Annotated in this window: 19 protein-coding genes; 8 read left to right on the forward strand and 11 right to left on the reverse strand. The window is 74.1% G+C overall.

Annotation, left to right across the window (positions count from 1 at the left end; translation table 11 throughout):
• Positions 1-105 precede the first annotated feature (105 nt).
• Positions 106-2,532 carry a YfhO family protein gene (locus ACFY0O_RS20800; RefSeq protein WP_388948419.1) on the forward strand — a complete coding sequence of 809 codons (2,427 nt, stop codon included), beginning with the start codon at positions 106-108 and terminating at the stop codon, positions 2,530-2,532.
• 16 nt (positions 2,533-2,548) lie between these two features.
• Here the strand turns inward: ACFY0O_RS20800 and ACFY0O_RS20805 are convergent, their stop codons facing one another.
• Both ACFY0O_RS20805 and ACFY0O_RS20810 read right to left on the reverse strand, forming a co-directional pair.
• Positions 2,549-4,066 (reverse strand): serine/threonine-protein kinase, encoded by a 1,518-nt coding sequence (locus ACFY0O_RS20805; protein ID WP_388948422.1) that lies wholly within the window; start codon positions 4,064-4,066, stop codon positions 2,549-2,551.
• The gene (locus tag ACFY0O_RS20810; protein ID WP_388948425.1) at positions 4,063-4,731 is read right to left on the reverse strand and encodes a hypothetical protein; all 669 of its coding nucleotides are present in this window, start codon (positions 4,729-4,731) and stop codon (positions 4,063-4,065) included. The genes ACFY0O_RS20805 and ACFY0O_RS20810 overlap by 4 nt, the downstream gene beginning before the upstream one ends.
• A 214-nt stretch (positions 4,732-4,945) precedes the next feature.
• On the opposite strand from ACFY0O_RS20810, the gene ACFY0O_RS20815 reads away from it, so the two are divergent.
• Positions 4,946-5,650, forward strand: a complete 705-nt coding sequence (locus ACFY0O_RS20815; protein WP_388948427.1) for a hypothetical protein — start codon at positions 4,946-4,948, stop codon at positions 5,648-5,650.
• 70 nt (positions 5,651-5,720) lie between these two features.
• Positions 5,721-6,521 (forward strand): hypothetical protein, encoded by an 801-nt coding sequence (locus ACFY0O_RS20820; RefSeq protein ID WP_388948430.1) that lies wholly within the window; start codon positions 5,721-5,723, stop codon positions 6,519-6,521.
• A 21-nt stretch (positions 6,522-6,542) separates the two neighbouring features.
• Here the strand turns inward: ACFY0O_RS20820 and ACFY0O_RS20825 are convergent, their stop codons facing one another.
• Positions 6,543-7,121: an HD family hydrolase gene (locus tag ACFY0O_RS20825; protein ID WP_388948433.1), complete on the reverse strand. Its 579-nt coding sequence runs from the start codon at positions 7,119-7,121 to the stop codon at positions 6,543-6,545.
• Positions 7,122-7,137: 16 nt separating this feature from the next.
• A complete protein-coding gene (locus ACFY0O_RS20830; protein ID WP_388948436.1) occupies positions 7,138-8,118 on the reverse strand; it encodes an XRE family transcriptional regulator in 981 nt (326 codons plus the stop codon).
• Between the two features lie 351 nt (positions 8,119-8,469).
• On the opposite strand from ACFY0O_RS20830, the gene ACFY0O_RS20835 reads away from it, so the two are divergent.
• Together ACFY0O_RS20835 and ACFY0O_RS20840 are read left to right on the forward strand one after the other, a co-directional pair.
• Complete coding sequence (locus ACFY0O_RS20835; protein ID WP_388948439.1) at positions 8,470-8,631, forward strand: hypothetical protein; 162 nt, start codon at positions 8,470-8,472, stop codon at positions 8,629-8,631.
• A gap of 82 nt (positions 8,632-8,713) precedes the next feature.
• The gene (locus ACFY0O_RS20840) at positions 8,714-9,097 is read left to right on the forward strand and encodes a hypothetical protein (protein ID WP_388948441.1); all 384 of its coding nucleotides are present in this window, start codon (positions 8,714-8,716) and stop codon (positions 9,095-9,097) included.
• A gap of 172 nt (positions 9,098-9,269) precedes the next feature.
• On the opposite strand, the gene ACFY0O_RS20845 is transcribed toward ACFY0O_RS20840, so the two are convergent.
• Both ACFY0O_RS20845 and mfd read right to left on the reverse strand, forming a co-directional pair.
• Positions 9,270-9,836: a GNAT family N-acetyltransferase gene (locus ACFY0O_RS20845; protein ID WP_388948443.1), complete on the reverse strand. Its 567-nt coding sequence runs from the start codon at positions 9,834-9,836 to the stop codon at positions 9,270-9,272.
• A gap of 73 nt (positions 9,837-9,909) precedes the next feature.
• Positions 9,910-13,446 (reverse strand): transcription-repair coupling factor, encoded by a 3,537-nt coding sequence (gene mfd, locus ACFY0O_RS20850; RefSeq protein ID WP_388948446.1) that lies wholly within the window; start codon positions 13,444-13,446, stop codon positions 9,910-9,912.
• 253 nt (positions 13,447-13,699) lie between these two features.
• Here mfd and ACFY0O_RS20855 point away from each other — a divergent pair, with 253 nt between their 5' ends.
• Positions 13,700-15,166 (forward strand): DUF2079 domain-containing protein, encoded by a 1,467-nt coding sequence (locus ACFY0O_RS20855; RefSeq protein ID WP_388948448.1) that lies wholly within the window; start codon positions 13,700-13,702, stop codon positions 15,164-15,166.
• A gap of 458 nt (positions 15,167-15,624) precedes the next feature.
• Here the strand turns inward: ACFY0O_RS20855 and ACFY0O_RS20860 are convergent, their stop codons facing one another.
• Positions 15,625-18,198, reverse strand: a complete 2,574-nt coding sequence (locus ACFY0O_RS20860; protein WP_388948451.1) for an ABC transporter permease — start codon at positions 18,196-18,198, stop codon at positions 15,625-15,627.
• Entirely contained in the window at positions 18,195-18,971 is a 777-nt protein-coding gene (locus ACFY0O_RS20865; RefSeq protein ID WP_388948454.1) for an ABC transporter ATP-binding protein, read from the reverse strand. The genes ACFY0O_RS20860 and ACFY0O_RS20865 overlap by 4 nt, the downstream gene beginning before the upstream one ends.
• A gap of 387 nt (positions 18,972-19,358) precedes the next feature.
• Here ACFY0O_RS20865 and ACFY0O_RS20870 point away from each other — a divergent pair, with 387 nt between their 5' ends.
• Together ACFY0O_RS20870 and ACFY0O_RS20875 are read left to right on the forward strand one after the other, a co-directional pair.
• Complete coding sequence (locus tag ACFY0O_RS20870) at positions 19,359-20,948, forward strand: MFS transporter (protein WP_388948457.1); 1,590 nt, start codon at positions 19,359-19,361, stop codon at positions 20,946-20,948.
• Positions 20,949-21,023: 75 nt separating this feature from the next.
• Positions 21,024-21,854 (forward strand): hypothetical protein, encoded by an 831-nt coding sequence (locus tag ACFY0O_RS20875; protein WP_388948460.1) that lies wholly within the window; start codon positions 21,024-21,026, stop codon positions 21,852-21,854.
• Between the two features lie 264 nt (positions 21,855-22,118).
• Here ACFY0O_RS20875 and ACFY0O_RS20880 read toward each other — a convergent pair whose 3' ends face one another.
• The 3 genes from ACFY0O_RS20880 to ACFY0O_RS20890 form a co-directional block, all read right to left on the reverse strand.
• Positions 22,119-23,006, reverse strand: coding sequence for a cellulose-binding protein (locus ACFY0O_RS20880; RefSeq protein ID WP_388948463.1), 888 nt, complete (start codon positions 23,004-23,006; stop codon positions 22,119-22,121).
• Between the two features lie 144 nt (positions 23,007-23,150).
• Positions 23,151-25,775: an SUKH-4 family immunity protein gene (locus ACFY0O_RS20885; RefSeq protein ID WP_388948465.1), complete on the reverse strand. Its 2,625-nt coding sequence runs from the start codon at positions 25,773-25,775 to the stop codon at positions 23,151-23,153.
• A gap of 7 nt (positions 25,776-25,782) precedes the next feature.
• A complete protein-coding gene (locus tag ACFY0O_RS20890; RefSeq protein ID WP_358894570.1) occupies positions 25,783-26,796 on the reverse strand; it encodes an SMI1/KNR4 family protein in 1,014 nt (337 codons plus the stop codon).
• Positions 26,797-26,858 lie beyond the last annotated feature (62 nt).

Consider the following 26,858-nt stretch of genomic DNA (forward strand, 5'->3'; position numbering starts at 1 on the left):
GTGGCCCGAGCCACCTGTTCGACCAACGATTCCCAGGGTGTCGAAGGTGCGAATTAACCCCCCGGCTACCGCGGAGCCGGACGTTCCTGCGAAGGTCGGCTCACCATGTCGACTTCGCAGCTCGCTCCGCACCCCACCCCGGAGCGCCCCGCTCCGGCCCCCGTACGCCCCTCCGGACGTCGGCCCGCACTGTTCGGGTCGGCGTTCGCCGCCCTGGTCACGGCCGTCGCCGTGTGTTCCGGAGACGCCGTCGCACAGGTCTTTCCGTACGGGCACCGGCACCGCAACGTCAACGACCTCGGCAACCAGTTCGTGCCCTTCCACGCCCACCTGTGGGACCTGCTGCACGGCCGGGCGCACGGCGGGCTGCTGTTCAACTGGCAGTCCGGGTACGGCACCAGCTTCCTGCCCGACCTCGGCACGTACCTGACGAGCCCCTTCGCCCTGCTGGTCGGGCTGTTCCCGCGGCACGACATCGACCTCGCGGTGTACGTGGTGACCGTCCTGAAGATGACCGCCGCGGCCGCCGCGATGGCCTGGCTGCTGCGCACCCAGCGGCCCGGGCCGTGGTGGGCGGCGGGGCTGCTGGGGGCCTCGTACGCGCTGTGCGGCTGGTCGGTGATCGAGGCCTCGTACAACCCGATGTGGCTGGACGGGCTGATCGCCTTCCCGCTGCTGTGTCTGACCGGTGAGTGGGCGCTGCGCGGGCGGCGGCCGCTGCTGGGGGTGCTGGTGGTGGCCGTCTGCTGGGCGGCGAACTTCTACACCGCCTACATGGCCACGATCGGCGCGGCCCTGGTGCTGGTGGTGCGGGTGGTGCTGACCCGCGAGGGGGTCCGCGAGCGGGCCCGGGTGGTCGGGCGGGCGGCGGTGACGACCGTGCTGGGGATGGCGCTGACGGCGCCGCTGCTGGTGCCGGTCTTCCTCAGTTCGAAGCAGGCCTACCCGGGGTGGTCCAAGGAGTTCGCCCCGGTCCCCTGGTCCGACCTGTTCGCCCGGCTGATGCCGGCCACCTACTCCTTCGGCTCCCCCGCCCTGTTCGTCGGCACCGGGACCCTGCTGCTGGTGACGGCGCTGCCCTTCCACCGGGCGGTGCCGCTGCGCACCCGGCTGTGGTGGGCGGGGCTGGTGGCGGCCGTGCTGCTGTCCCTGCAGTGGACCCCGACCCATCTGGCCTGGCACGTCTTCGCCACCCCGAACGGCAGCCCGTACCGGCAGACGTTCGTGCTGGCCGGGATCGTGGTCATCGCCGCCTGGACCGGGCTCGCGGCCGGGCTGCCCGGCGTACGGGCGCTGGCCGCCGGGGCCGGCGTCCTGGCGGCGGCCGCCGCGTGGGCGGCGGGCAGCGCGCTCGCCACGGGCTGGGGGTACGCCCTGTTCTGCGGCGGGCTGGCGCTGACGGCGGGGGCCTGGTGGGGCCTGCGCCACCGGCGGCTGCTGCTGCCGGCCGCCGCCGTGCTGGCGGCGGCCCTGGTCGCGCAGGCGGCCGCGACGACGGCGTACGGGCACAAGGGCAAGCTGGGCGGGCTGGACGACTACCCCTCCTGGGGGCGGACCAACACCGTCCGCGAACGGGCCCTGGCCCGGGCCGACGGCTGGCCGGCGTACCGCACCGACGCGGGCCGGCCCGCACTGTCGAACAACGACCCGCTGCTGCTGGGCGGCGAGGGCGGCTCGTACTACAGCAGCCACACCCCGGACGTGTTCACCCGCACCATGGCGGCGCTCGGCGCGGGCTGGACCTCGCGCGGGCGCAGCGTCCAGAGCCTGGACAACCCGGTGACGGACGCCCTGTTCTCGGTCGGCGCCCGGCTCAAGACGGACGGGCAGGCCGTCCGGGCGGAGGCGCTGCCGCTGGTCACCGTCCGGCCCGCGGGGCCCGTCCCGGAGTTCGGCGAGTCGCCGTTCGCCAACCAGGAGCTGCTGCTGGGGGCGAAGGTGTACGAGGACCCGGTCGCGCCCGGGACCTGCCGGGCGGGCACGGACGCCTTCCTGTGGGCCCCGCAGTACAGCGGAACGGCCCGCCTCGCGGACGGGCGCCCGGCCCGGCTGAACGGCACCCCGCCGAAGAACCGGGCGATGCTCCAGCCGCTGGGGCGCTCGCGCGGTGCCTCCTCGGTGCTGGCCTTCGACCGGCCGGCCCCGGAGCAGTGGGCGCTGGCCTGCCTGGACCGCTCGAAGCTGACCGCGGCGGTGGCGGCGCTGCGCGGTGCGGCCGCCACCTCGGTCCGGGTCGGCGACTCCGGCCTGACCGCCACCCTGCCGCCCGGCAGCACGGGCACGGCGGTCGTCGCGGTACCGGCGATCGCCGGCTGGAGCTGCGAGGGCCGCCCGGCCGGGTCCCGGCTGGGGCTGCTGGCGGTGCCCCTGGACGGCCGCACCACCACCGTGCACTGCTCCTTCACCCCGCCGGGGCTGCTCCCGGGCGCGGGGCTGGCGGGGGCTTCGGCGCTGGCCGTGGCCGCACTGGCGGTACTCAGGCGCCGCTCGGGCCTGTCGGCGGGGCCGCGGGGCGGGCGCGGCGGCGCCTGAGGGTTCAGTACACCGTTCAGTACACCTGGCCCAGCCACTGCAGGGTCCGGCGGATCTCCACAGGGAGGGGATGCGCCGGCCCGTGCACCCGGTCCGCGTCGTACAGGAGCCGGACCAGGGTGTCGTGCGCGGCGGCGCGGTCGCCGAGGGAGAGCAGCAGGTGCGCTATGCGGCGGCGCACCTCCAGCGGCAGGCCGGGGTCCGGGTTGGCGTAGTGGTTCTCGAACAGCGGGAGCAGCGACCGGTATTCGGCGAGGGCCGCCCCGGCCGCGCCGAGCTGTTCCAGGCACTGGGCGGCCTCGTAGCGGAAGCGCAGCGCCTGTGGATCCCCGGCCGGGAACTCGTCCGCGAGGCGGCGCAGTTCGGGCAGGGCGCGCCGGTACTGGCCGTCGTCCATCAGCGTGGCGGCGTACTGCTTGCGCAGGCTGCGCACCACGGGCGAGTGCTCGCCGTGCTCGGCCTCGGCCGCCGGGAGGATCCCGCCGAGGATGTCCACGGCCTGGGTGAGCCGCCCCTCGTCCAGCAGCTTGCGGGCCTCGTCCACCGCGCCGGGGATGTCCGGCCGGGGTGGGGCCGGGGCGACGGTGGGCATCGGCGGGATGCCGGCGGCGGCCCGGTCGGGCCAGGGGGCGTGCGGGCGCAGGAAGGGCCGGGTCGGGTCCAGGGGGCCGGCCACGGCGCGGCTGCCGGGGGCCGGGAGCAGCGGCGCGAGGGCCTGGTAGACCTCCTGCGCCGAACCGGGCCGGTCCTGCGGGTCCTTGGCGAGGAGGCGCATCAGCAGCGCCTCCAACTCCTGGGGGATCTCGGGGCGGCGGTCGCGTACGGGGGCGGGCGGCTCGTACAGGTGCCGGTGCAGCACGCCGAGGGCGGTGGAGCCGGCGAAGGGGACGTTGCCGCTGAGGAGTTCGTACAGCAGCACGCCGAGGGCGTACAGGTCGGTGTACGGGCCGACCGCGCCGCTCATGGCCTGCTCGGGCGCCATGTAGGCGGGACTGCCGATGGGGGTGCCGGTGCTGGTGAGGCGGGTGGTGTCGGTGTCCATCACGGAGGCGACACCGAGGTCCAGGACGAGGACCGTCCCGTCCGGGCGGATCATCACATTGCGGGGCTTGAGGTCCCGGTGGACGATCGGCACGGCGTGCACGGCGGACAGCACCCCGCACAGCTGCGCGGCCACCGCCACCGCCCACGGCCAGGGGTAGGGGTCGTGCGCGGCGAGGTGGTCGGCGAGGTCGGAGCCCTCGACGTAGCCCATGACGAGGTACAGCTCGTCGCCGTCGCTGCCCGCGTCGTGCACCGTGACCAGGCCGGGGTGGTCGACCTGCGCGGTGACCCGGCACTCGCGCACGAAGCGGAGGCGCAGCTCCTCGGCGACGGTGCCGGGGCCGGCCACCTTGTCGGGGCGCAGCAGTTTGACGGCGACGCGGCGGTCGAGGCGCTTGTCGTACGCCGTCCACACCTGGCCCATGCCGCCCTGGCCGAGGATGGTGGCGAGCTCGTAGCGCTCGCCGATGAGCCGTTCGCCGCCGGTCACGGCTGCGGGTCCTGGACCGCCGTGCTGTTCGGGTCCTGGTAGGGGCCGCCGGGCTGCGGGGGGCGGGGCGGGGTGTGCGGGGTCTGCTTGCGCAGGAGTTCGCTCAGCTCGTCGAGTTCGGCGCGGACCTGGCCGATGCGCGGGGGCTGGACGGGGGCCGGGGTCTGCTGCCGCTGCGGCGGGACGGGCGGGTAGCCGTAGGAGGGCCGGGTCTGCTGCGGGGGCTGCGGCTGGTGCTGCGGCGGGGTGTACGGGGACTGGGCCTGCCGCGCCGGGTACCAGGGCGCGGCCCCCACCGCCGGGGCGGCGGCCGCCTTCGCCTCGTGGTGCTTGATGTCGGCGACGAGGTAGTACACGCAGATGGCGAAACCGGTGAAGATCGAGCCACCGGCGCCGAGGTTGCCCTGCCAGCCGTTGGTCTCCTCCGTCGGGTCGAGCTCGATGAAGGTGATCCAGACGACCGAGAGCACCCCGCCCAGCACCAGCAGCACCCAGTCGCGGGTCTTGCGGGTCAGCAGGGCGATCCGCAGCAGCGCTCCCCAGGCGAAGAACCCGCAGCTCAGGATGGGCAGCGCGGTGAACAGCACGCGCAGCGTCATCGCCGCCCCGGACAGGGGCCGGTGGCCGTGGGGGCCTTGCTGCGGCGGGATGCCGGGGCCGTGCATCGCTGCTCCTGACGGGCCGTGCGGAAAGGGTGACGGCTGGAAGCGTATACAGCGTTTCCGGCCGCCGGTGAGGGGATGGCCGCAACCGTTGCAGGGTCGCAGCACGCCCGCCCGGGCCCGGGCCCCGTCCGCCTCCACCGCCTCTCCTGCCCCTTCGGCTAGCCTCGCCCTTCCTGATCGATCCCGGGGGGGGGGACCCGTCGTGCGCACCCGCATGCCCAGAACCACGACCGTGGCCGCGCTCACCTGCGCGGCGCTGCTGACGGCGACGGCGGCCGCCTGCGGCCCGGCGTCCGCCGGCGCGGGACCGGATCCCTCGCCCACGGACGCCGCGGCGCACGATCCGTTCGCGGGCCGGGATCCGGCGGCCGTGCTGCGTGCCGCGTACGAGCGGACGGAGCGGGCGGCCACGAAGGCCGCGGTCGTCTCGCGGCGGATCGGCGAGCGCGGGATCACGGCGAAGCTGAACTTCGGCGACGACGAAGGCTGCTGGGGGCAGGTGACCATCGAGCACTCGGGAACGGGCGAGATCCTCGTGGACGACGCCAAGGTCTCCCTGCGCGGCGACGCCGGCTTCGTCCAGGACCCGTTCAGGAACCGGTCCGCCACCTCCCCCGACACGGAGGACGGCTGGATCGACCTGCGGCCGGCCGACCCCGCCGTCGCCCACCTCGTCGCCCTGTGCGCGGACGGCTCCCCCGCCCGCACCTTCCCGGCCGAACGCACGGGCCTGCGCCGGGGCCCGGACACCCGCCTGAACGGCAGGCCGGCCGCGGTGCTGGTCTCCCGGGGTCCCGGCGGCGTCGAGATCACCGACCACGTCTCCCTGGACCCCGCGCCGTACCTCCTCAAGCACGAGGAGAGCGGCCCCGACGGCCGGCACGTCGAGTACCAGGCCCTTCCCGGCCCCACCGGGTAGCGCTGTCGGTGCGGCGCCCTACCCTCGACGAGGAAGCCACGAGCACGTCGTCACCACGGGGGTCACCGAAATGCGCAGCCGTACGAAGTCCAGGGCGGCGGCGGCCGTCGCAGCCGCCGCGGCCCTGCTGGCCGGCCCGACGGCCTGCGGCCCGGCCGCGACGCGCACCGCGCCCCCCTCCTCCCCCACGGCCTCCCCCACCCCCTCCGCCTCCCCCGCCCGTTCCGGCCAGGAGGTCCTCACCGAGGCCTACGAGACCACCCGCAAGGCCGAGTCGATGCGGGCGGTGGCCACCGTCCAGCAGGACGGCAAGCCGATGAAGGTGGACCTCTCCCTCGACCGCAAGGGCAACTGCAGGGGCGAGATCCGGATGGACGGCATGGGCCGGCTCGACGTCATCAAGTCCCCGGAGTCCGTCCACTTCCGGGGCGACGAGACCTACTGGCGGGCCGTCGCGAAGCTGAAGCACTCCCCGCAGAAGCAGACGGATCAGATCGTCGCCATGCTCGCCAAGCGCTGGGTCCGCGTACCCGCCTCGGACCCCCGCGCCGCCCCGATGACGGGCACCTGCGACCTGTCCAAGCTGACCGGCGGCTTCGACCACCCCAGCCCCCTGGCCCGCAGGGGCGAGACCGCCACGGTCGACGGCAAGCCGACCGTAGCGGTGACCTCCCCGGCGAAGCAGGGCACCCAGACCGACTACGTGGCCACCCAGGGCAAGCCGTACGTCCTGAAGTCGACGCTCATGGGCGACTCACCGGGCGAGGCCCTCTTCTCGGCCTTCGACACCCCGGTGGACACGGCCGCCCCCAAGGACACCGACGTCCTGGACCTCTCCAAACTGGGCGGCCCGGCCGGCGAATCCATCTGACCTCCCGCCCTCCGGACCGACTCAGCCGAGGAAGGTCTTGCGCCACTCCAGCGGCGACATGGTCAGCGCGGCCTCGGCGAGGGCCTGGGCGGATGCCGTCTTCAGGCTGTTCAGAGAGGAGTCGATCCAGTCCTGCACGAGGGTGTTGCCCTGGGCCCTGTACTCGACGGCCTGAACGAGGCACTCCAGCTTGTCGGCGTCCTTGGCGACGATCGCCTCGGGGGTGTCGTTGGCCTCGTACTCTTCCACCACACGCTGCACACCGGCCTTCACGGCCGGATGCGCGGCCGAGACCTGGTCGGCGGTGACGGCCTGGTTGGCAGCGGCGTCGATGTAGCGGCGGCCGATGTGGGGGATGTCCCCGATCCGGGTCTCCTGCGTGTCGTGGAAGAGACACATCAAGGCGACCTTCGCGGGGTCCACTCCCTCCATCATCGCCAGAACGGCGCCGATGACCCCGACTCGGAAGCTGTGTTCGGCGATCGACTCGGGGTTGTTGTTGCCGGTGAACCACCACCCGGTGCGCTTGGCGTTCTTGAGGACGCCCATCTCGAAGATGAATCCGGCCGTGCCCTGCGCGTTCACCGTCTCGTCTGCCATCTGCTGACCTCCGGTCTCAAGTCCGATCAAGAAGAACGTAATGCACGGCGGAGAGCTCGCGGCGGGACCTTTCCGAGATCCCTCCGCCACCAAGGAGCGCCCGGGTACGTTCCGAGAGGTCCCGCACCAGCTGCCCCGAAGCCTGCGGCAGCCACGGCCTGGCCGTCAGCAGAGACCACAGGGTGTGGGCGTACAGATCGACATAGCCAGGTGCCTCGTGCAGCCCGTACGTCAGCCCGCGCAGCAGTGTGACCGGATCCCAGGCGGTGAGTTCGCGGTCCCGCATGAAGCCGTCGTCGGACTGCGGCAGACGGACACCGCCGAGCCAGTAGGCCCAGTAGTTGAGGTTCGCCGCCTCGGCTGCGTCATCATCCGCCAACGATCGCTCGATGAAGTCGAGTAGGGGTTGGGGGTCTCCCAGCCTGGCCAGTGCCGTCGCGGTGGAGCGTGCCTGCGCCCAGTGCTCTGACCAGCCCCGGCGTGCGAGGTACCCCCGTCCGGCGTGCAGCGCGTGTGCCGTCCAGGACGCCGCCTCGGAGCTGCGGTCATACGAGGCGAGGTAGAGGGCCTGCCGGTGCAGCAAGGCGTCACCACCCGGGCGCCGAGCCGCCTCTGCCGTTTCCCGGAGGTGGTCGAACAACTGGGCCCGGTCCTCCGCCCCCAGCAGGGGCGCCGAGGGCGACGGCCCCCGACGCGGCGCGGGAACCCGTCCGGCCAGGGCAGGGGGTGCCACCCCTGTCAGTGCCCACGCCAACATGTGGGCGGTCTCGCGGTTGTGGACCCATGCCGCGAGTGGGTGCAGGACGGCCGCATCGGGCGGGTCCAGGGCGGCTCCGATGATCTGGTCGGCGTCCAAGGCCGGGTCGAGCAAGCCGAGTGTCAAGGGATCCGCCCCCATCGCCCCCAGTCGGCGCCGCAGGTGCAACAAGGCCGCCGCCTTCATGTTCCCCAGCGGCCTACGACCGGATTCCCAGCCCTGCAACGTACCCAGGTCCACACCCAAGGTCTCAGCCGTGGACGCCTGTGTGCGCGGGATGCTCTCTCGCGCCAGCCGCAGCACGAACCCCGTGACTGCCCCTGTGGCCGCACGTCCACGTGCGGGCGGTGTGGCCGCCATATCCAGCTCCCCGAGAGCGTCGCCGTCCGCCAACACGTACTGCCGGTCAGTCCTACCGCGTCCGCGACGACCGTACGTTCATGACGCGTGAACGGACAGAACCCGAAAGGGCGATCCGTGGACGCGAGGCCGCGCACCCACGGCACGAAGGAGAGACCCATGTCGTCCCCACGATGTACCGGCCCACGCCAGCGCCAGGCGGTTCCCGGTTGGGTGTCCGAGGGGGTCAAGGTGAACGACCCTCTGGAGCAGCGGAACGGAATCGTGCAGTTCATCGGCGAATGGACGGACCCCTCCACTCACGTCCTGATGACGAACGCCGTTTTCGTCCGGCCTGCGGGCGGCGGACGTGAGTGGGTCGTCAAGGACCCGTCCAGCCTCGAACGGGGCTGACCCGCCCCCCGGTACCGGCCCGGAACGAACGGGCGGACCGGACAGCGCAGCAGTGCACCACCCCATCGAGAGGAGCACCACCATGACCACCGCAACGATTGAGCTCGGCCGCTTCCTCACCCTCGCCGGCCTGCGTCACCGCGCGGGCGAGACCGCACCGCAGATGTTCTCCGGTGCCGTGGACGCCGCCTGGCACAGCGCCCTGGAAGGCGAGGGCTACCCGGCCCTCTGCGCCCGGACGGCCGGCGAGCTCGTCGGCCACTCCGAGACCGGTGGCCACGGCCCCATCACCTGGATCTCCGTGTACGAGGCGGCATACGGCCCCCTGCCGGAGATCTGGTTCACCGACGCCGACGGCCGCCTGGACACGGCCATGCTGGCCGTCTACCGCGAGACCGCCACCGTGACGGCCTCGTGGAACTGCGGGCCCGAGTTCACCGGCCGGCCGTCCGAGATCACGGAGTGACCAGCAGCACGCACAACGAGCCCTCGCCCTCGTGGGCGGGGGCGCTGCGTATCCTCGCTCCCCGATCGGTGAGGGCCCCCGAAAAGGCCTACGGTGGGGAACTGGCCGCCCTCGGCGGAACGTAGTTCCCCAGCCGGTACCGGCAGGAGGCGGGCTGCCGCTCGGTCGGGGGTCAGGGGTGGTGGAGGTGGCGGGTGTGGAGGTGGCCCGGGAGGGGGTGGGTCGGTGGGGTGGCGGGGAGGGTGGTGTGGGTGGGGTAGCCGGCCTTCCGGGCCACGCGGCAGGAGGCTTCGTTGTCCAGCTGGTGGAAGAGGTCGAGGCGGCGCAGGCCCGTGGGGGCGAAGGTCTCGGCGGCCCAGGCCGTGAGGGTGTCCAGGGCGCGGCCGGCCGTTCCCCGGCCGCGGGCGTGGGCGGCGGTCCAGTAGCCGACCTCCCCCGAAGGGGCGCCCGGGCGCGGCAGTTTGAGGACGGCGTTGCCCAGGAGGCGGCGCGGGGCGGGGGCGTCCTCCTCCAGGACCGCGAAGGCGAAGCGCACGCCCGAGGCCCAGCCCCGCCGCTGCTCCGCGAGCCAGCGCAGGCCCTCGGCCTCGTCGTCGGCGCGGTGGTGGATCCACTGCCGCATGGCGGGATCCGCGCACGCCTCCACCAGCGCGGGGACGTCCTCCTCCCGCCAGGGCCGCAGGACCAGGGCGGGCAGGCCCGCCGCCGGGGCGGCGCGGAGGGTGACGGGAGGGGTCATCGGGCGATGGTACGTCCGCGCCCGGCCGCCGCCCGCGGGCGGGTGCGGGTGGCGGGCGGGCGCGGGGCGGGGGTCAGGAGCCGAGGATCGTGGTGAGGAACTCGCCCGTCCAGGCCAGCAGTTCGCGGCCGACCAGCGGCTTGCCGCCGACGCGGGCCGTCTTCGGGCGGGGGACCAGGACCTGGCTGGTGGCCGGCTTGAGGACCGTGCCGGGGTAGAGGCGCTTGAGGCGCAGCTCCTGGGACTCGCGCAGCTCCACCGGTCCGAAGCGGATGTTGGGGCCCTGCAGGGTGATGTCCCCGACCCCGCAGGCCCGGGCCAGCATCCGCAGGCCCGCCACCAGCAGCAGGTTCTCCACCGGCTCCGGCAGCTTGCCGTAGCGGTCGGTGAGTTCCTCGCGGACCGCCTTGATGTCGGCCTCCGAGGTGGCCGAGGCGATCGCCCGGTAGGCCTGCAGGCGCAGCCGCTCGCCCGGCGCGTAGTCGTGCGGGACGTGCGCGTCGACCGGCAGCTCGATCTTCACCTCCAGCGGCGGCTCCTCCGCTGCCCCGCCCTCGACGGCGGCCCGGTAGTCCGCGACCGCCTCGCCGACCATGCGGATGTAGAGGTCGAAGCCGACGCCCGCGATGTGGCCGGACTGCTCGCCGCCGAGCAGGTTGCCCGCGCCGCGGATCTCCAGGTCCTTCATCGCCACGTACATGCCGGCGCCCATCTCGGTGTGCTGGGCGATGGTGGCCAGGCGCTCGTGCGCGGTTTCCGTCAGCGGCTTCTCCGGCGGGTACAGGAAGTACGCGTAGCCGCGCTCGCGGCCGCGGCCGACGCGGCCGCGCAGCTGGTGCAGCTGGGAGAGGCCGAAGTTGTCGCCGCGCTCCACGATCAGGGTGTTGGCGTTGGAGATGTCGATGCCCGACTCGACGATCGTCGTGGAGACCAGGACGTCGAACTTCTTCTCCCAGAAGTCGACCACGACCTGCTCCAGGGCCTGTTCGGACATCTGGCCGTGGGCCGTCGCGATCCGCGCCTCGGGCACGATCTCACGGAGCTTCGCGGCCGCCCGGTCGATCGACTCGACCCGGTTGTGGATGTAGAAGCACTGGCCCTCGCGCAGCAGCTCGCGCCGGATGGCGGCGCCGATCTGCTTCTCCTCGTACGGGCCGACGAAGGTGAGGACCGGGTGGCGCTCCTCCGGCGGAGTGGTGATCGTCGACATCTCGCGGATGCCGGTGACCGCCATCTCCAGGGTGCGGGGGATGGGCGTCGCGGACATCGTGAGGACGTCGACGTTGGCGCGGAGCTTCTTCAGCTGCTCCTTGTGCTCGACGCCGAACCGCTGCTCCTCGTCGACGATGACCAGGCCGAGGTCCTTGAACTTCGTCTCCTGCGAGAAGAGGCGGTGGGTGCCGATGACCACGTCCACCGAGCCCTCCTTGAGGCCCTCCAGGGTGGCCTTGGACTCGGTGTCGGACTGGAAGCGCGAGAGCGCCTTCACATTGACGGGGAACTGGCTGTAGCGCTCGGAGAAGGTCCCGAAGTGCTGCTGGACCAGCAGGGTGGTGGGGACGAGGACCGCGACCTGCTTGCCGTCCTGCACCGCCTTGAAGGCCGCCCGCACCGCGATCTCGGTCTTGCCGTAGCCGACGTCGCCGCAGATCAGGCGGTCCATGGGGACGGACTTCTCCATGTCCTCCTTGACCTCGGCGATGGTGGTGAGCTGGTCGGGGGTCTCCGCGTACGGGAAGGCGTCCTCCAGCTCGCGCTGCCAGGGGGTGTCGGGGCCGAAGGTGTGGCCGGGGGCCGCCATGCGCGCGCTGTACAGCTTGATCAGGTCGGCCGCGATCTCCTTGACGGCCTTCTTCGCCCGCGCCTTGGTCTTCGTCCAGTCGGCGCCGCCGAGCCGGTGCAGGGTGGGGGCCTCGCCGCCGACGTACTTGGTGACCTGCTCCAGCTGGTCGGTGGGGATGTAGAGGCGGTCGCCGGGCTGGCCGCGCTTGGCGGGGGCGTACTCGACGAGGAGGTACTCGCGGGTGGCGCCCTGGACGGTGCGCTGCACCATCTCGATGTAGCGGCCCACGCCGTGCTGCTCGTGCACGATGTAGTCGCCGACCTCCAGGGTGAGGGGGTCGATGGACTTGCGGCGGCGGGTGGGCATCCGGCCGAGGTCCTTGGTGGCGGTGCGCTGGCCGGTCAGGTCGGTCTCGGTGAGGACGGCCAGTTTGAGGACCGGGTCGACGAAGCCGTTGTCGATCGAGCCGCAGGAGACGTGGACGATCGAGGGCTCCAGGGCCCCGAGGTCGGCCTCCAGGCGGGCCGCGATGCCCTCGCCGCCGAGGACCTCGACGGTACGGGCGGCCGGGCCGTGGCCCTCGGTGAGGTAGACGGTGTGCCAGCCGTCGGCGATCCAGCCCTTGGTGTCGGCGAGCGCGCGGGCGGTGTCGCCGCGGTAGGCCTCGGGGGCGTGCATGCCGAGCTTGAGGGTGTCGGAGCCCAGGGCCGCCGGGTCATCGGCCGCGAAGGGGGAGACCGACCACCACATCATGCCGAGTTCGCGGGCGTGGTCGCGGACGTCGGCGATCCCGCGCAGCGAGGCCGCGCCGACGTCGATGGGGGCCTGGCCGCCGCCGGCGGTGGCCGCCCAGGAGGCCATCAGGAACTCCTGGCTGGTCGCCACCAGGTCGGCGGCCCGGGTGCGGACCCGCTCGGGGTCGCAGACCACGGCCATGGCACCGGCCGGCAGGACGTCGAGGAGCAGCTCCATGTCGTCCACGAGGACCGGGGCGAGGGATTCCATGCCCTCGACGGCGATCCCCTCGGCGATCTTGTTCAGGAGTTCGCCGAGCTCGGGGTGGGCCTCGGCGAGGGCGGCGGCGCGCTCGCGCACCTGGTCGGTCAGCAGCAGCTCCCGGCAGGGCGGGGCCCACAGGCCGTGCTCGGCGATCTCCAGGGAGCGCTGGTCGGCGACCTTGAAGTAACGGATCTCCTCGACCTCGTCGCCCCAGAACTCCACGCGCAGCGGGTGTTCGTCGGTGGGCGGGAACACGTCGAGGATGCCGCCGCGCACGGCGAACTCCCCGCGCTTCTCCACCAGCTCGACGCGCGCGTACGCGGCGGCCGCCAGGGCTTCGGTGACCGCGCCGAGGTCGGCGCTCTCGCCCTGGCGCAGGCTCACCGGCACCAGGTCGCCCAGCCCCTTGACCTGCGGCTGGAGCACGGAGCGGATCGGGGCGACGACCACCGAGACGGGTCCGGCGGCCGGGTCGTCCGCGCGGGGGTGGGCCAAGCGGCGCAGCACGGCGATGCGGCGGCCGACGGTGTCGCTGCGCGGGCTGAGGCGCTCGTGCGGAAGGGTCTCCCAGGACGGGTAGTCCACGACCTCGTCGGGGGGCAGAAGGGAGCGCAGCGCGGCGGCGAGGTCCTCGGCCTCCCGTCCGGTGGCGGTGACGGCGAGCACGGTCCGCCCGGTGCGGCGGGCCAGTGCGGCGATCGCGAAGGGCCGGGCGGCGGGCGGGCCGACGAGGTCCACGTGCATGCGGTTGCCGTCCCCGGCCGCGGTGACCGCCTCGGCCAGGGCGGGGTCCCGGGTGACGGCGTCGAGCAGTCCGTGCAGGCTCATGAAGGCGGCTTTCCATCCGGTGGAGGGGCGGGCGGGGCAACGCGAAGCACCCGACACGTGAACGGGCCGGGGGTTCCACCCTATGCCGCGGGTGTGACGGCCGCGCGCGGGATTCGGGGCGCGTACGGGTTCGGGCGGACGCGGTAGCGGTCGGGTACCGCTGCGTACGGCTGCGGTACCGGTCCGGTACGGCTCCGGCATGGGCTCCGGGGGCGGAGGCAGCGGTTCCGCACCGGGATGACAATCTGTCCGGATGTCCCCCCGCACCCGCCCGCCCGACGGCACGACCGCGCCCCGCACGGCGCCGGCCGCCCCCGCCGCGACCGCCGGCGGCGTGGCGCGCCCCGCACGGCGGGCCCGGGCCGCCGCGTGGGCCCGGGCCCGGGCGCCGTACGTGCTGACCGCCGCGCTGTTCGCCGCGTACGCCACGCTCTCCGTGACCCGCCACCGGCGGATGGAGGACTCCTCCTACGACCTGGGCATCTTCGAGCAGGCCGTCCGGGCCTACGCCCACCTCCAGGCGCCCGTCGTGGACCTGAAGGGCCCGGGCGCCCTCGTCCTCGGCGACCACTTCAGCCCCGTCATCGCCCTGATCGCCCCGCTCTACCGGGTCTTCCCCGGCCCGGTCACCCTCCTGGTGGCGCAGGCGGCGCTGTTCGCGCTGTCGGCCCTGCCCGTGACCCGGGCCTCGGCGCGGCTGCTGGGGCAGGCGCGGGGGCTCGCGCTCGGGGCGGCGTACGGGCTGTCCTGGGGGATCCAGCGGGCAGTCGAGTTCGACTTCCACGAGATCTGCTTCGCCGTACCGCTGATCGCCTTCGCCCTGGAGGCACTGCTGGCGGGCCGCCCTCGGGCGGCTTTGGCCTGGGGGCTGCCGCTGCTGCTGGTCAAGGAGGACCAGGGGCTCACCCTGGCGGCGCTGGCGCTCGTCGTCGCCTGGCGGGCCCGGCGCACCGACCGGCGGGCGGCCCGGCTGGCCCTCGGGGTGGCCGTGGCCGCGGCGGCGGCGGCCGCGCTGGTGTTCACGGTGGTGATCCCCGCCTTCGCCGCCGACGGCTACACCTACTGGCAGAAGGCCGGCGGTCCCGGGGACGCGTTGCACGGCCTCGGCACCAAGCTCTCCACCCTGGCCTGGGTGCTCGTCCCCACCAGCGGCCTGCTGGCCCTGCGCTCCCCGCTGCTGTGGGTGGCGCTGCCGACGCTGGGCTGGCGGTTCACCGCCGCCGACCCGAACTACTGGTCCACCGCCTTCCACTACAGCGCCGTGCTGATGCCGGTGGTGACGCTGACGCTGGCCGACTCCCTCGACACCGCCCGGCGCAGCCCCCGGCCGTGGCTGCGCTCTTACGCCCACCAGCTGCCCGGCGCCGTGCTCGCCGCCGCGCTCGCGCTGAGCGCGACCAGCCTGCCGCTGGCCCGGCTCGGGGAGCGGGCCGCGTACGAGAAGCCGAAGCGGGCCGTAGCGGCCGAGCGGCTGCTGGCGCGGATCCCGGACGGGATGTCGGTCGAGGCCGACTACCCGGCGCTGACCCGGCTGACCTCGCGCTGCCGGGTCTTCTGGCTCGGCGGCACGCGCGGGGTGCGCCCGGCCTACCTGGTCTTCGACAACTCCTCCGGCTGGGCGGGCGACCCCCTGGCGTACGCGGGACAGCTGCACCCGGGGGCACGGTTCGCCCTGGTGGCCGAGGCGGCCGGCATGGTCCTCCTGGAACGGCAGCTGTAGCGGCGGGACCCCGCCCCGGCCCCCCGGGACCCGGCCCAGCACCCCCTGATCCGGCCCTGCGCCCCGGCGCTCCAGCCCGGCGACGCCCACGGCCGGCCCCGCAGGGCCCGAACGCCCCGGCCGACGGGCACCCGGAGGAGCCGCCGGGGGATGGCCGTGACCCGTCGCACCAGGCCGCGCACGACGCCGGCCCCGAACCGCCCTCGCGGACGACCCGAGGCCGACGTGTTCCCCCGTACTCCCCCGTGGGCCCCGTACTCCCCCGTGGGGCCCGGTTTCCCTGGGGGCCCGGTTTCCCTGGGGGCCCCGTACTCCCCCGTGGGACCCGGGGGCCCGGTTTCCCCGTGGGACCCCGGTTTCCCCGTGGGCTCCCGTACCTCCCCCGCAGGGAGCCCGGGACCCCCCGGGGAGCCCGGGACCCCGCAGGGTCCCGGCGCTCCCCGAACGACCGCCGGAGGCTACTCGCTGGCGATCGCGTTCAGGACGTTCATCCGCCCCGCCCGGAACGCCGGGACCAGGGCGGCGAACAGGCCCACCAGGGCCGAGCCCGCGAAGACCGCGACGATCGTCGCCCACGGGATCTCCAGCACCTTCAGGCCCTGGAGGGCGAGCAGCTGCTGCGCGGTGGCGCCCCAGCCCATGCCCAGCCCCAGGCCCAGCAGGGCGCCGAAGAGGGCGATGACCACCGACTCCAGGCGGATCATCCGTCGCAGCTGGCGGCGCGAGAGGCCGATGGCGCGCATCAGCCCGATCTCACGGGTCCGCTCCACCACCGAGAGGGCCAGCGTGTTCACGACGCCCAGCACCGCGACGATGATCGCCAGGGCGAGGAGGCCGTACACCATGTTGAGCAGCTGCCCGACCTGGTCCCTGAGGTCCTCCTTGTAGTCGGTCTGGTTGAGCACCTTGTACTGCGGGTACTCGGCCATGGCCGCCTTGAGCGCCGTGTACGCGCTGTCGGCCTGCCCCTTCTGCGCCGTGGCCAGCAGCATGAACGGGCGCGGCAACTGGTCGGCCGGCAGGTTCGCCTCGGCGGTGGCGGTGCTGACGTACTTGACGCCCTTGTCGAGGTTGCCCTCGTCCAGGGTGATCGCCGCGACCCTCAGCTTGACGGTCTTGCCCCCGTTGAAGGCCACGCCCAGTGCGTCGCCGACCTTCACGTGGTGCTTGGCGGCGTACTCCGAGCCGACGGCCATCGCGCCGGGCGCGTACGCGTCCTGGTGCTGCCCGGCGCTCGTCTTGCGGCGGACGTCCTGGGCGTAGGAGGGGTCGGTGGCGCTGAGCCGGTCCTGGGCGGAGGTGCCGTCCGGGGCGGTGATCTTGGCCTCGACCTCGCGGTAGGCGGTGACGTGGTCCAGGCCCTTGACCCCGCGCATGGCCTGTTCGGCCTGCGGCATCAGCGGCTGGCCGCCCTGGGAGGCGACGATGTAGTCGGCGCCGACGGTGCGGTCGAGCTCGTCGGTGGCCGAGGCCACCATCGAGGAGCCGACGACCGACAGGCAGGCGACCAGCGCCAGTCCGATCATCAGCGCGGCGGCCGTGGCCCCCGTACGGCGCGGGTTGCGCAGGGCGTTGCGCTCGGCGAGCCGGCCGACGGAGCCGAAGGGCCGCAGCACGGGCGCGGCCAGCAGCCGGACCACGACGCCCGCCAGCAGCGGGCCGATCACGATGAACCCGATCAGGCTGAACAGGACGCCGACGGCCAGCCACAGCGAACCGGCGGAGGCCTTGTCGGCGGCCGCGGCGAGGAACAGGGCCGCGGCGCCGACGCCGGTGAGGACCAGGCCGAGGACCGCGCGGACCGCGCCGGCCTTGCGGTCGCCGGGGGTGCCGGCGTCGCGCAGGGCGGCCATGGGGGAGACCTTGCCGGCCCGGCGGGCCGGGACGTAGGCGGCGACGACGGTGACGACGGTGCCCAGGAGCAGGCCGGTGACCGGGGTCGTCCAGCGGACCGTCAGGTCGCCGGTGGACAGGTGCATGCCCATCGCACCCATGAGCTTCATCAGGCCGACGGCCAGGCCCACGCCCGCCGCGACACCGGCGGCGGAGCCGACGACGCCCAGCAGGAGGGCCTCCAGCAGCACCGAGCGGTTGATCTGCCCGCGGTCGGAGCCGATGGCGCGCATCAGGCCGATCTCGCGGGTGCGCTGGGCGACCAGCATCGAGAAGGTGTTGAAGATCAGGAAGATGCCGACGAGGAAGGCGATGCCGGCGAACCCGAGCATCACGTACTTCATGACGTCGAGGAAGCCCATGTCCTTCTTGTTGGCGGCCGTGGCCTCCTTGGCGGTCTGCAGCTTGTAGGTGTCCGCCCCGAGGACCGAGGCCACGTTCTTCTTCAGCTGCTCGTCGCTGACGCCGTCCTTGGCGGTGACGTTGACGTGGGTGAAGGTGCCGGGCGCGCCGAGCAGCTTCTCCTGGGCGGTGGCGGTGTCGAAGTAGACGATGGCCGCGCCGGGGTTGGTGACGGTGAAGGAGGCGATGCCGCTGATCTTCGCCCGGACGTCACCGGTGATGGCGATGGTGCGCAGCTCGTCGCCGAGCTTCAGGTGGTGCTTGTCGGCGGTGTCGGCGTCGACCATCATCTCGGTCGGGCCGCGCGGGGCCCGACCGGAGGTGATCTTCATCGACTTGAGCTCGCCGTCGGTCCAGTTGCCCGCGATGGTCGGGGCGCCGGTGGTCGAGCCCATGTTCTCGTTCTTGGCGTTGACGACGGTGACGGCCGTCGACAGGACGCCGCCCTCGGCGGACTTCACGCCCTCGGCGCCGCGCACCTTCTCCACGGCCGGGCCGGGCAGCACCTGGGGGCGGCCCCGGTTGGCGTTCTCCTCGCCCTCGGCGGGCTCCTTGGGGCTGACGGTGACGTCGGAGCTGGTGACGGCGAACAGCTTGTCGAAGGTGGTGTTCATGGTGTCGGTGAACACCAGGGTCCCGCAGACGAAGGCGACCGAGAGGAGCACGGCGACGGCGGACAGCGCCATGCGGCCCTTGTGCGCGAAGAAGTTGCGCCGCGCGGTCTTCATGACGGTCACGAGGTCCGCCCGCGCGCGTCGAAGTCCTTCATCCGGTCCAGCACCTGGTCGGCGGTGGGCGCGTACATCTCGTCGACGATGCGGCCGTCGGCCAGGAAGACGACGCGGTCCGCGTAGGAGGCGGCGACCGGGTCGTGGGTGACCATCACGATGGTCTGGGCGAGCTCGTCCACCGACTGGCGCAGGAAGCCGAGCACCTCGGCGCCGGCCCGCGAGTCCAGGTTTCCGGTGGGCTCGTCGCCGAAGATGATCGCCGGGCGGGCGGCGAGGGCGCGGGCGACCGCCACGCGCTGCTGCTGGCCGCCGGACAGCTCGGTCGGGCGGTGCTTGAGGCGCCCGGCGAGGCCGACGGTCTGCACCACGCGGTCCAGCCACTGCGGGTCGGCCTTGCGGCCCGCGATGTCCATGGGGAGGGTGATGTTCTCCAGGGCGTTCAGCGTCGGGAGGAGGTTGAACGCCTGGAAGATGAAGCCGATCCGGTCGCGGCGCAGCTGGGTGAGCTTCTTGTCCTTGAGGCCCGTGATCTCGGTGTCCTCAAGATGGATCTGCCCGCTGGTGACCGTGTCCAGGCCGGCCAGGCAGTGCATCAGGGTGGACTTGCCGGAGCCCGAAGGGCCCATGATCGCGGTGAACCGGCCGCGGTGGATGTCCACGTCCACGTGGTCGAGGGCGACGACGCGGGTCTCGCCGGAGCCGTACGCCTTGACGACCTGGCGCGCCCGCGCGGCCACGGAGCCGTGTCCCCCGCCGCTTCCGTGCCTGGTCTCGGTCATCGCCGTTGTCACTGCTTCTCCCCTGTTGGTGTGGTGCGGGCGGGCCGCCGCCCACCGGTGTGTGCGTGCGTGCGTCGCCGTCGTGAAGTCTGCTGAACGGGGGGTGTCCGGCACCCTGGTGCCCGTCGCCGTATCCGCCGGGGGTTAACCCCACCCCGCCCCCGCGGCCCCGCCCATGTGGACCAGTTAAAGACGCGCCGGGCCCTTCGGCCTCCTCCGCCGGGACGAAAGTCCCCTGGGCCCAAATGCTGAGGGACCCCTAGGGGTCCTCCCCCCTCCGGCGGACCGGACGTAGGGGGCACCTCCCGGGCCACCCCCGCGTGAGATGGGGATTCCGCCCGGCGCACCCCGGTGAGAGGGTGTCTGCGCGGACGAAGGGAGAAGCCGGTGGAGACGGACGAGGGCGGGGGCGCGGCCGCCCGCGGAAGACCGGCCGGCGCCTCCGGGAGAAAGGTTTCCGCCACGGAGTCGGAGGCCGCCGTACCCCTCCAGGGCCGGCCGCCGGCGAAGGTCGTCGCCTCGCTGATGCTCTGCATGGCCCTGGTCGCCCTCGACACCACGATCGTCTCGACCGCCGTCCCCCAGATCGTCGGGGACATCGGCGGCTTCTCGGTCTTCTCCTGGCTGTTCTCCGGCTACCTCCTCGCCGTGACCGTCACCCTCCCCGTCTACGGCAAGCTCAGCGACACCTTCGGCCGCAAACCGGTCCTGGTCTTCGGCACCGCCCTGTTCCTCGTCGGCTCGCTGCTGTGCGCGTCCGCCTGGGACATGGGCGCGCTGATCGCCTTCCGGATCGTCCAGGGGCTGGGCGGCGGCGCCCTGCAGGGCACCGTGCAGACCCTGGCCGCCGACCTCTACCCGCTGCGCGACCGCCCGCGCATCCAGGCCCGGATGACCACCGTGTGGGCGAGCTGCGCGCTCATCGGCCCGGCCCTCGGCGGGGTGATCGCCGGGTACGCGGGCTGGCGCTGGACCTTCCTGGTCAACGTGCCGATGGCAGGGCTGGCCCTGTGGCTGACCGTCCGCCACCTCGTCGAACCCCGGCGCTCCCCGGGCCGGCGCGGGCCCGTCGACTGGGCGGGGGCGTTCGGGATCTTCGCCTGCGGCGGGCTGCTGCTGTTCGCGCTGGTGCAGGGCGGGGTGGCCTGGCCGTGGCTGTCGGCGCCGTCGCTGGGGCTGCTGGGCGCGAGCGCGGTGCTGGCGGGGGTGGTGGTGCGGGTGGAGCGCAGGGCTGCGGACCCGATCCTGCCCGGGTGGGTGTGGCGCCGGCGGACCATCGCGGCCGTCAACCTGGCGATGGGGGCGCTGGGGCTGCTGATGGTCGCCCCGATGGTGTTCATGCCGACCTACGCGCAGTCCGTGCTCGGCCTCGGGCCCGTGGGGGCGGGGCTGGTGGCGGGACTGATGACCCTGAGCTGGCCGCTGTCGGCCGCCGTCTGCCAGCACGTGTACCGGCGCATCGGCTTCCGCGACACCGCCGCCCTGGGGATGGGGCTGGCCGCGGCGGTGCTGTTCGCCTTCACCCTTCTGCCGTATCCGGCGCCGGCCTGGCAGCCCGCGGTGGTCATGCTGTTGCTGGGGGCGGCGCTGGGCCTGTTCCAGCTGCCGCTGGTGGTCGGGGTGCAGTCCACGGTGGGCTGGGCCGAGCGCGGTACGACCACCGCCTCGGTGCTGTTCTGCCGCACCGTCGGGCAGGCGGTGGGGGCCGCGCTGATGGGGGCGGTGGCCAACGCGACCGTCGCCGCCCGGCTGGGACGGGGGCACCTGCCGGGGCTGCCGCACCGGCTGGACGACGTGTCACGGGCCCTGGCCGCGCCGGGCAGCCTCTCGCGTGCCGCCTCGGAGCACCTGCGGGGGGCGGTGGCGGCCGCGGTGCACCACATCTTCCTCGGCGCGGCGTTCGCGGGTGTCGCCGCGCTACTGGTGCTGCTGCTGGTGGCGCCCAGGCGCTTCCCCGTCCTGCCGGAACACGAATGACGACCGCTTGACAACTTGTCATGCCCGCCTTGCTCGGGTGAGGCTCTCCCCAGGACCGCATCCCGGGGGGACGACATGACATCCGCACTCTTGGCCCTGGCGTTACTGGCCGCTCTGGCAGGCCCCGTCATCCTGCGCCTGTACCGCAGGCCCGGCTTCGTCACCGGACGCGACGGCCGGCTCTCCACCTCGACCACCCTGGCCCTGGCCTGGACGGTGGTCCTGGTCTGGCTGCTGCTCACGATCCTCGGCTACGGGCTGACGGCGGGCGGCGGAACCGGCTGGTTCAGCGGCGCACACGGCCCGCTGTCCGCCCTGACCACCGTCTACCTCCCGCTGCTCGGCGGCCCCTACGTCGCCCTGATCGCGGCGAAGACGGTCGTCGGGATCCGGGTGGAGCACGGCACCCTGGCCAAGCCGGCCGCCAAGCCCACCGCGACCGGGCGCCGGCCGCTGCGGGAGCTCATCGCCAACGACAGCGGCCGCACCGACCTCGTGGACCTCCAGTACGTGGCCCTGAGCGCGGTGACGATGCTCTACGTCATCCTGTTCTTCCTCTCCGACGTGGGCGCCGGGCTGCCGGAACTCCCCGGCGAGATCTGGGCGCTGACGGGCGCTCCGGCGGGGGCGTACCTGGTGAACAAGATGGCCACCCGCGGCAACCCCGTCATCACCCACGCCGCCGTCACCCCCGACGGCGTCCTCACCGTCGAGGGCGGCGGCTTCACCGACCCCCGCCTCACGGTGGACGACACCCCGGTGCCGGCGGCCCAGGACCCGGCGACGGGCACCCTCACGGCCGTCCTCCCGCCGGACGCCAAACCGCCGTTCACGGTGGTGGTCACCTCCCGCGGCCTGCGCAGCGACCCCTACCACCACGTGCCCGCACCGGTCGCCGCCGGCTAGCTTCCGTCCGCCCTGGTCAGGGTCGCTCCGGCCGGGGGCGGGGACGGGGTGGGGTGTCGTCCGGGGCTAAAACGTGATGACTTCGGCGCCATGCCCCGCCGCACCACCCCCACCCCCCACAGAGCGCCGAACATCGAAGCCCGCCCCGGACGACACCCCACCCCGGCCCCGACACCGGCCACCCCCGACCCCGACCCCGCCAACCCCCACCCCGCCCGGCCAGGGCAAAGGCCGACCCCACACCCGCCCGGCCAGGGCAACGGCCTACCCCTCCGCCGGCGCCCGCCCCGTCAACGCCGCCAGGCTGGAGCGGACGTGGTTCATGTGCGCCCGCATCTCCTCCTGCGCCTCCGCGTGCTCCCGCAGGATCCGCTCCGTCTCCCGCCCCACCCGCTCCTGCCGCACCCGCGCCTGCGCCACCAGCTCCGCCGCCCGCGCCTCCGCGTCCTCCTGCCCGTGCCGCGCCGACTCCTCCGCCTCCGCGAACCCCCGCCGCGCCTCCGCCAACCGCCCCTGCGCGTACCGCTCCATCTCCGCGAGCCGCGCCTCCAGCTCCGCCTCCCGCGCCGCCGCCTCCCGCCCGGCCGCGTCCCACCGCTCGGCCTGCTCCTGCTCCCGCTCCGCGAGCAACGCCTGCGACCGCCGCCGCGCCTCCGCCAGCCCGGCCTGCGCCTCGGCCCGCCACCCCGCGGCCTCCTCCCGCGCCGCCGCCCGCACCTCGTCCGCCTCCCGCTGCGCCCGCAACAGCCCCTGCCGCGCCCGCACCTCGGTCTGCTCCCGCACGGCCTCCGCGTCGTGCCGCGCCAGCTCCGCCACCCGGTCCGCGTGCGCCTCGGCCGCGCCCGCCGCCTCCACCGCGTCCGCCCGCGCGTCCGCCCGCAGGGCCTCCGCCTCCTCCTGGGCCAGCGACAGGATCCGCCGGGCGCGCTCGCTCAACTCGTCGTACGTCTGCGGAGCCAGCGCCGCCACCGCCACACGCAGCCGCTCCGCCTCCTCCTCCATCCGCCGCGCCAGAACGGTCAGCCGTGCCACCCGTTCCCAGGCCTCGTCCCGGCTGCCGGCCAGCCGGGTGACGTACCGGTCGACGTCCTCCGGCCGGTAGCCGCGGCCACCGCGCACGGTCGAGAAACCCTGGGGTCCGTGAGGTGACATGGGTGCACTCATCCTGGAAGCGCCTCTCTCGCGGGGATTCCCGTCAAGGATGCGTCATTTGAGGCCAGAAGCCTGAATGGCCGGGCCGGGACCCCCGTCGAGGGTCCCGGCCCGGCCATTCATCCGATCATCAACGCGGCCCGATCAGAGCAGTCCGTCCCACATCTGCTCCAGCAGCACCGACCACCAGCTCTCCGGCGAAGCCAGCGCCGCACTGTCGAGCCCCGCCAGATTCGCCTGGAAATCGACGGTCCAACGCCCCGCCTGCTCCGGCGTCAGATGCTGCCGCAGCCGCCACATGTGACCCAGCATCGCCAGCGACCGCGCGAACTGCGGCAGGCTCGAGTTCACGAACTGCGGCGGCACGGGCGCCCCGCCCGGACCGCCCTCCACCGGCACCGCCACGATGTGCGCCGTCCCGTACTGCACGCACAGCGCCTTGCCGAAGTCGCTGCCGACGACCAGGTACGAACCCGCGTCCGAGGCCGGCTGCACCTGCCGCTGCGCGGCCAGCTCGGCCAGCGTCGGCACCGGCTGCCCGGGTACGGCCTGCGCCCAGAAGAACGGCCCGAAATCGACGGGCAGACCCGCCCACATCAGCGTCTGCGCCACGATCTCCGGCACGCCCTGGCGCGACACCGCCCGCTGGTCGAAACGGAAGATCCCCTGCGGCCCGAAGGCACCCGCCAGCTCCTGCGCGATCGCGTCCATCGGGATCGCCGGCTGGAGCGGGACCTGCGGCAGCGGCGCGCGGACCGGCGCCGGACGCGCCGGACCGTCCGCCACCTGGTGCAGCTCACCCTGATGGGTGAGCAGGTGCCGCATGCCCTGCTGACGACCGGCGTGGTCGGTCCCGTACGGGGCCACGCTCGTGATCCGCACCTGCGGCCACGTCTCCCGGATCATCCGGGCGCAGTAACCGCCGGGCAGCTCACACGAGGCCAGCTCGGTGTGCAGCTCCAGCACCTGCTGCGGCGGCACGTTCATCGCACGGAGCTCGTACAGGATCTGCCACTCGGGGTGCGGGGTACCGGGCGCCGAGCGGCGGATGAGCTGCTGCTCGGAGCCGTCGGGCGCACGGTAGCGGAGCACGGCCTGGTAGCCCGGCCCGACCGTGGGCGCGCCGGACGGGGCGGCCGGCGGCGGCGCCGCGGGTCCGCCGGGCGGCGCGGAAGGCGGCCCGGGCGGCGGAACGGTACCGGGGCCGGCCAGCATCGTCGCGGCATGCTGCATACCGCCGCCGGGCGCACCAGGAGCCCCGGGCGCACCGGGAGCACCGGGCGGCCCCGGCGGGGCGGGCGGCTGCACGACGGCCGGACCGGCCAGCATCGTGGCGGCATGGTCGAGCCCGCCCCCCGGCGAGCCCCCGGCCCCACCGGGAGCACCCGGCGCACCGGGAGGCGCGGGCGGAGCCACCGGCGCACCCGGGGGCCCGGGCGGCTGGGGCGGCTGCACGACGGCCGGCCCCGCGAGCATCGTCGCGGCGTGCTGCAACCCGCCCCCGAGCGAACCGCCGGGCGCACCGGGAGGCGCCGGCGCGGCGGGAGCACCGGGAGGCGCGGGCGGTGCGCCGGGGGGACCCGGAGGCTGCGGCGGCTGCACGACCGCCGGACCGGCCAGCATCGTGGCGGCATAGGCCCCGCCCCCGAGCGAACCGGAACCGGGCGCGGAGGGCGCACCGGGCGGACCCGGCGGGACGGAAGGCGGCGTCGGCGCACCGGGCGGCCCGGGCGGCGGAACCGTCCCCGGCGCGGCCAGCATCGTCGCGGCATAGGCCCCACCCCCGGGCGCACCGGGCGCACCGGGCCCGGAAGGCGCAGACGGAACGGGCGGCACGGCCGGCGCCGACCCCCCAGCCGCACCAGGCCCACCGGGCTCACCCGGCGCACCAGGCCCACCCGGAGCCCCAGCCGGCACCGGCGGCGGCACCGGGCCGCCACCACCCTGCGGCGCCCCGCCCGCCGACGCGTCGGCGGCGCCCGCACCCGCGGGCCCGGCCTGGAGCCCCAGCCCCGGAACGATCGCGGTCCTCGGCAGCTGGCTGCCACCCGGCATCAGCGTGGTCCTGGCCTCCGCACCCGGGCCGGCGGACCCCGGCGCGTCGTCCAGGTCGGAGCCCGACAGCGCCGGCGCGAACACCGTCGCGGGCAGCGGCACGGAGCCGTCGTCGGCGCCCGGGTTCACATCCGTACCGGCCCAGGGCGTGGACCCGGCCGGCACCCCGTCGTTCGCGGTCGGCTCGTAAGCGACCTCGCCCTCACGCCGCAACGGCACCGCATCCGGCACACCGGCACCCGCACCCGCACCCGCACCCGCACCAACAGCCCCGGAAACACCAGAACCAGAGCCAGAGCCAGACCCGGCACCGGCCCCCGCCCCCACCACCGGCGGAATCCCCGCCCGGTCCGCGGCCTCCTGCAGCCACTCCGGCGGGCTCAGCATGAACGACGTCTGCTCCGAATCGATCCGCGGCGGCGGAACCGAAGCCTCCGAAGCCGCCGCCGTCGCAGCGGCCCCGTACTCCTCCTCGTACCGCCGGATCACCTCACCCACCGGCAGCCCCGGCCACAGCGTCACCTCACCGCTGTCCCGCGCGATGACCAGCCGCTGCCGGCCACCACCCGACACCGGACCCCCGGCCCGGTCCTCCGCCCACACCACGAAGCCCAGCCCGAACTCCCGCACCCGCACCTCACGGTGCTGGTACCCGGGCACGTCCCCGTTGATCCACTCCTCGGCGCGCTCCTGCGCCTGCGCGAACGTCACCACGACGCGCTCACCCCTCACCCATGCCGGTGCCAGCCACCGGAACCGACCCCGACACTGCAACCGAGCGCGCGAATCCGCCGTCCACCATCAGACCGGCCACCGTCTCCAGCTCCGGCGGGTTCCCCGCCAACCGCTCCAGGAAGGCATCGAAATCGGCACCGCACGGCAGCAACAGCCGCTCCACGCGCTCCTGCACCGACCAGCCGTCCCGGTCGCGCGCGTCGTCGTACGGGGAGAACCAGACGGAACCGACCTGGTCCCCCCGCACCTTCACCGCGAGCAGCCCGCCCTGCACGAAGGCCACGCACAGGTAGTCCTTCGTCAGGTGGTCCCGCAGACACTTGTTGATGTAGACGAGGTCGTTGACCGCCGCCTCCTCACGCACCGTGAAGAACGGCTGGTCCACCAGCATGCCCAGCTCCACGAACAGACCCGCGCCCACCGGCGCGCAGCCGCCGGCCGCCTTCAGGAACGAACGGTAGGCCTCCGGAAGCCGGTACCCCAGATCCTCCTCGACGCCCTGGACCTGCGTCTCCGACACCGACACCAGGGTCTTCGGCAGCCCCAGGTGCACCGGCCGCACCTCCTGCAACGGCCGGCCGCCACGCTTCTCGTGGTCCACCGGAGCCGTCGCGAGACCCGCGTGGTGGCGCAGCAGCGCCTTCACCTCGACCGGGACCAGCTCCATCCGCCGCGAACCCGCCACGTGGTGCCAGGTCCAGCCGTGCGGCGTCGCCACCGGCCCGACCGTGTCCCACAGCGGATGGCCCGCCGCGCGCATCGCCGCGTTCGCGGACACGCAGTCCGTCAGCCGCAGCTCGTCCGCGCCGAAACCCTCCGGGGGCTCGGCGATCTCCACCGCCGCACGCGCGTACCGCGAGAAATCGGGATGACCGTCCCCGTCCATCCGCACGCCGTGGGGATGCCGAGCGGCCCGGACCGGGTCCGGGAAATGCACGACCTGCCCCGCGTACGCGGCGTTGGGTGGCACGGCCTGCTGCCCGAGCCGACCTGTCGTCATGGTGGTGGCCCCCTGCTGGATCTGGCTGGTTCACCACAGCCTATGTGCTCCGGCAAGACCCC

Source organism: Streptomyces sp. NPDC001594 (assembly GCF_042893675.1).
GTDB lineage: Bacteria > Actinomycetota > Actinomycetes > Streptomycetales > Streptomycetaceae > Streptomyces.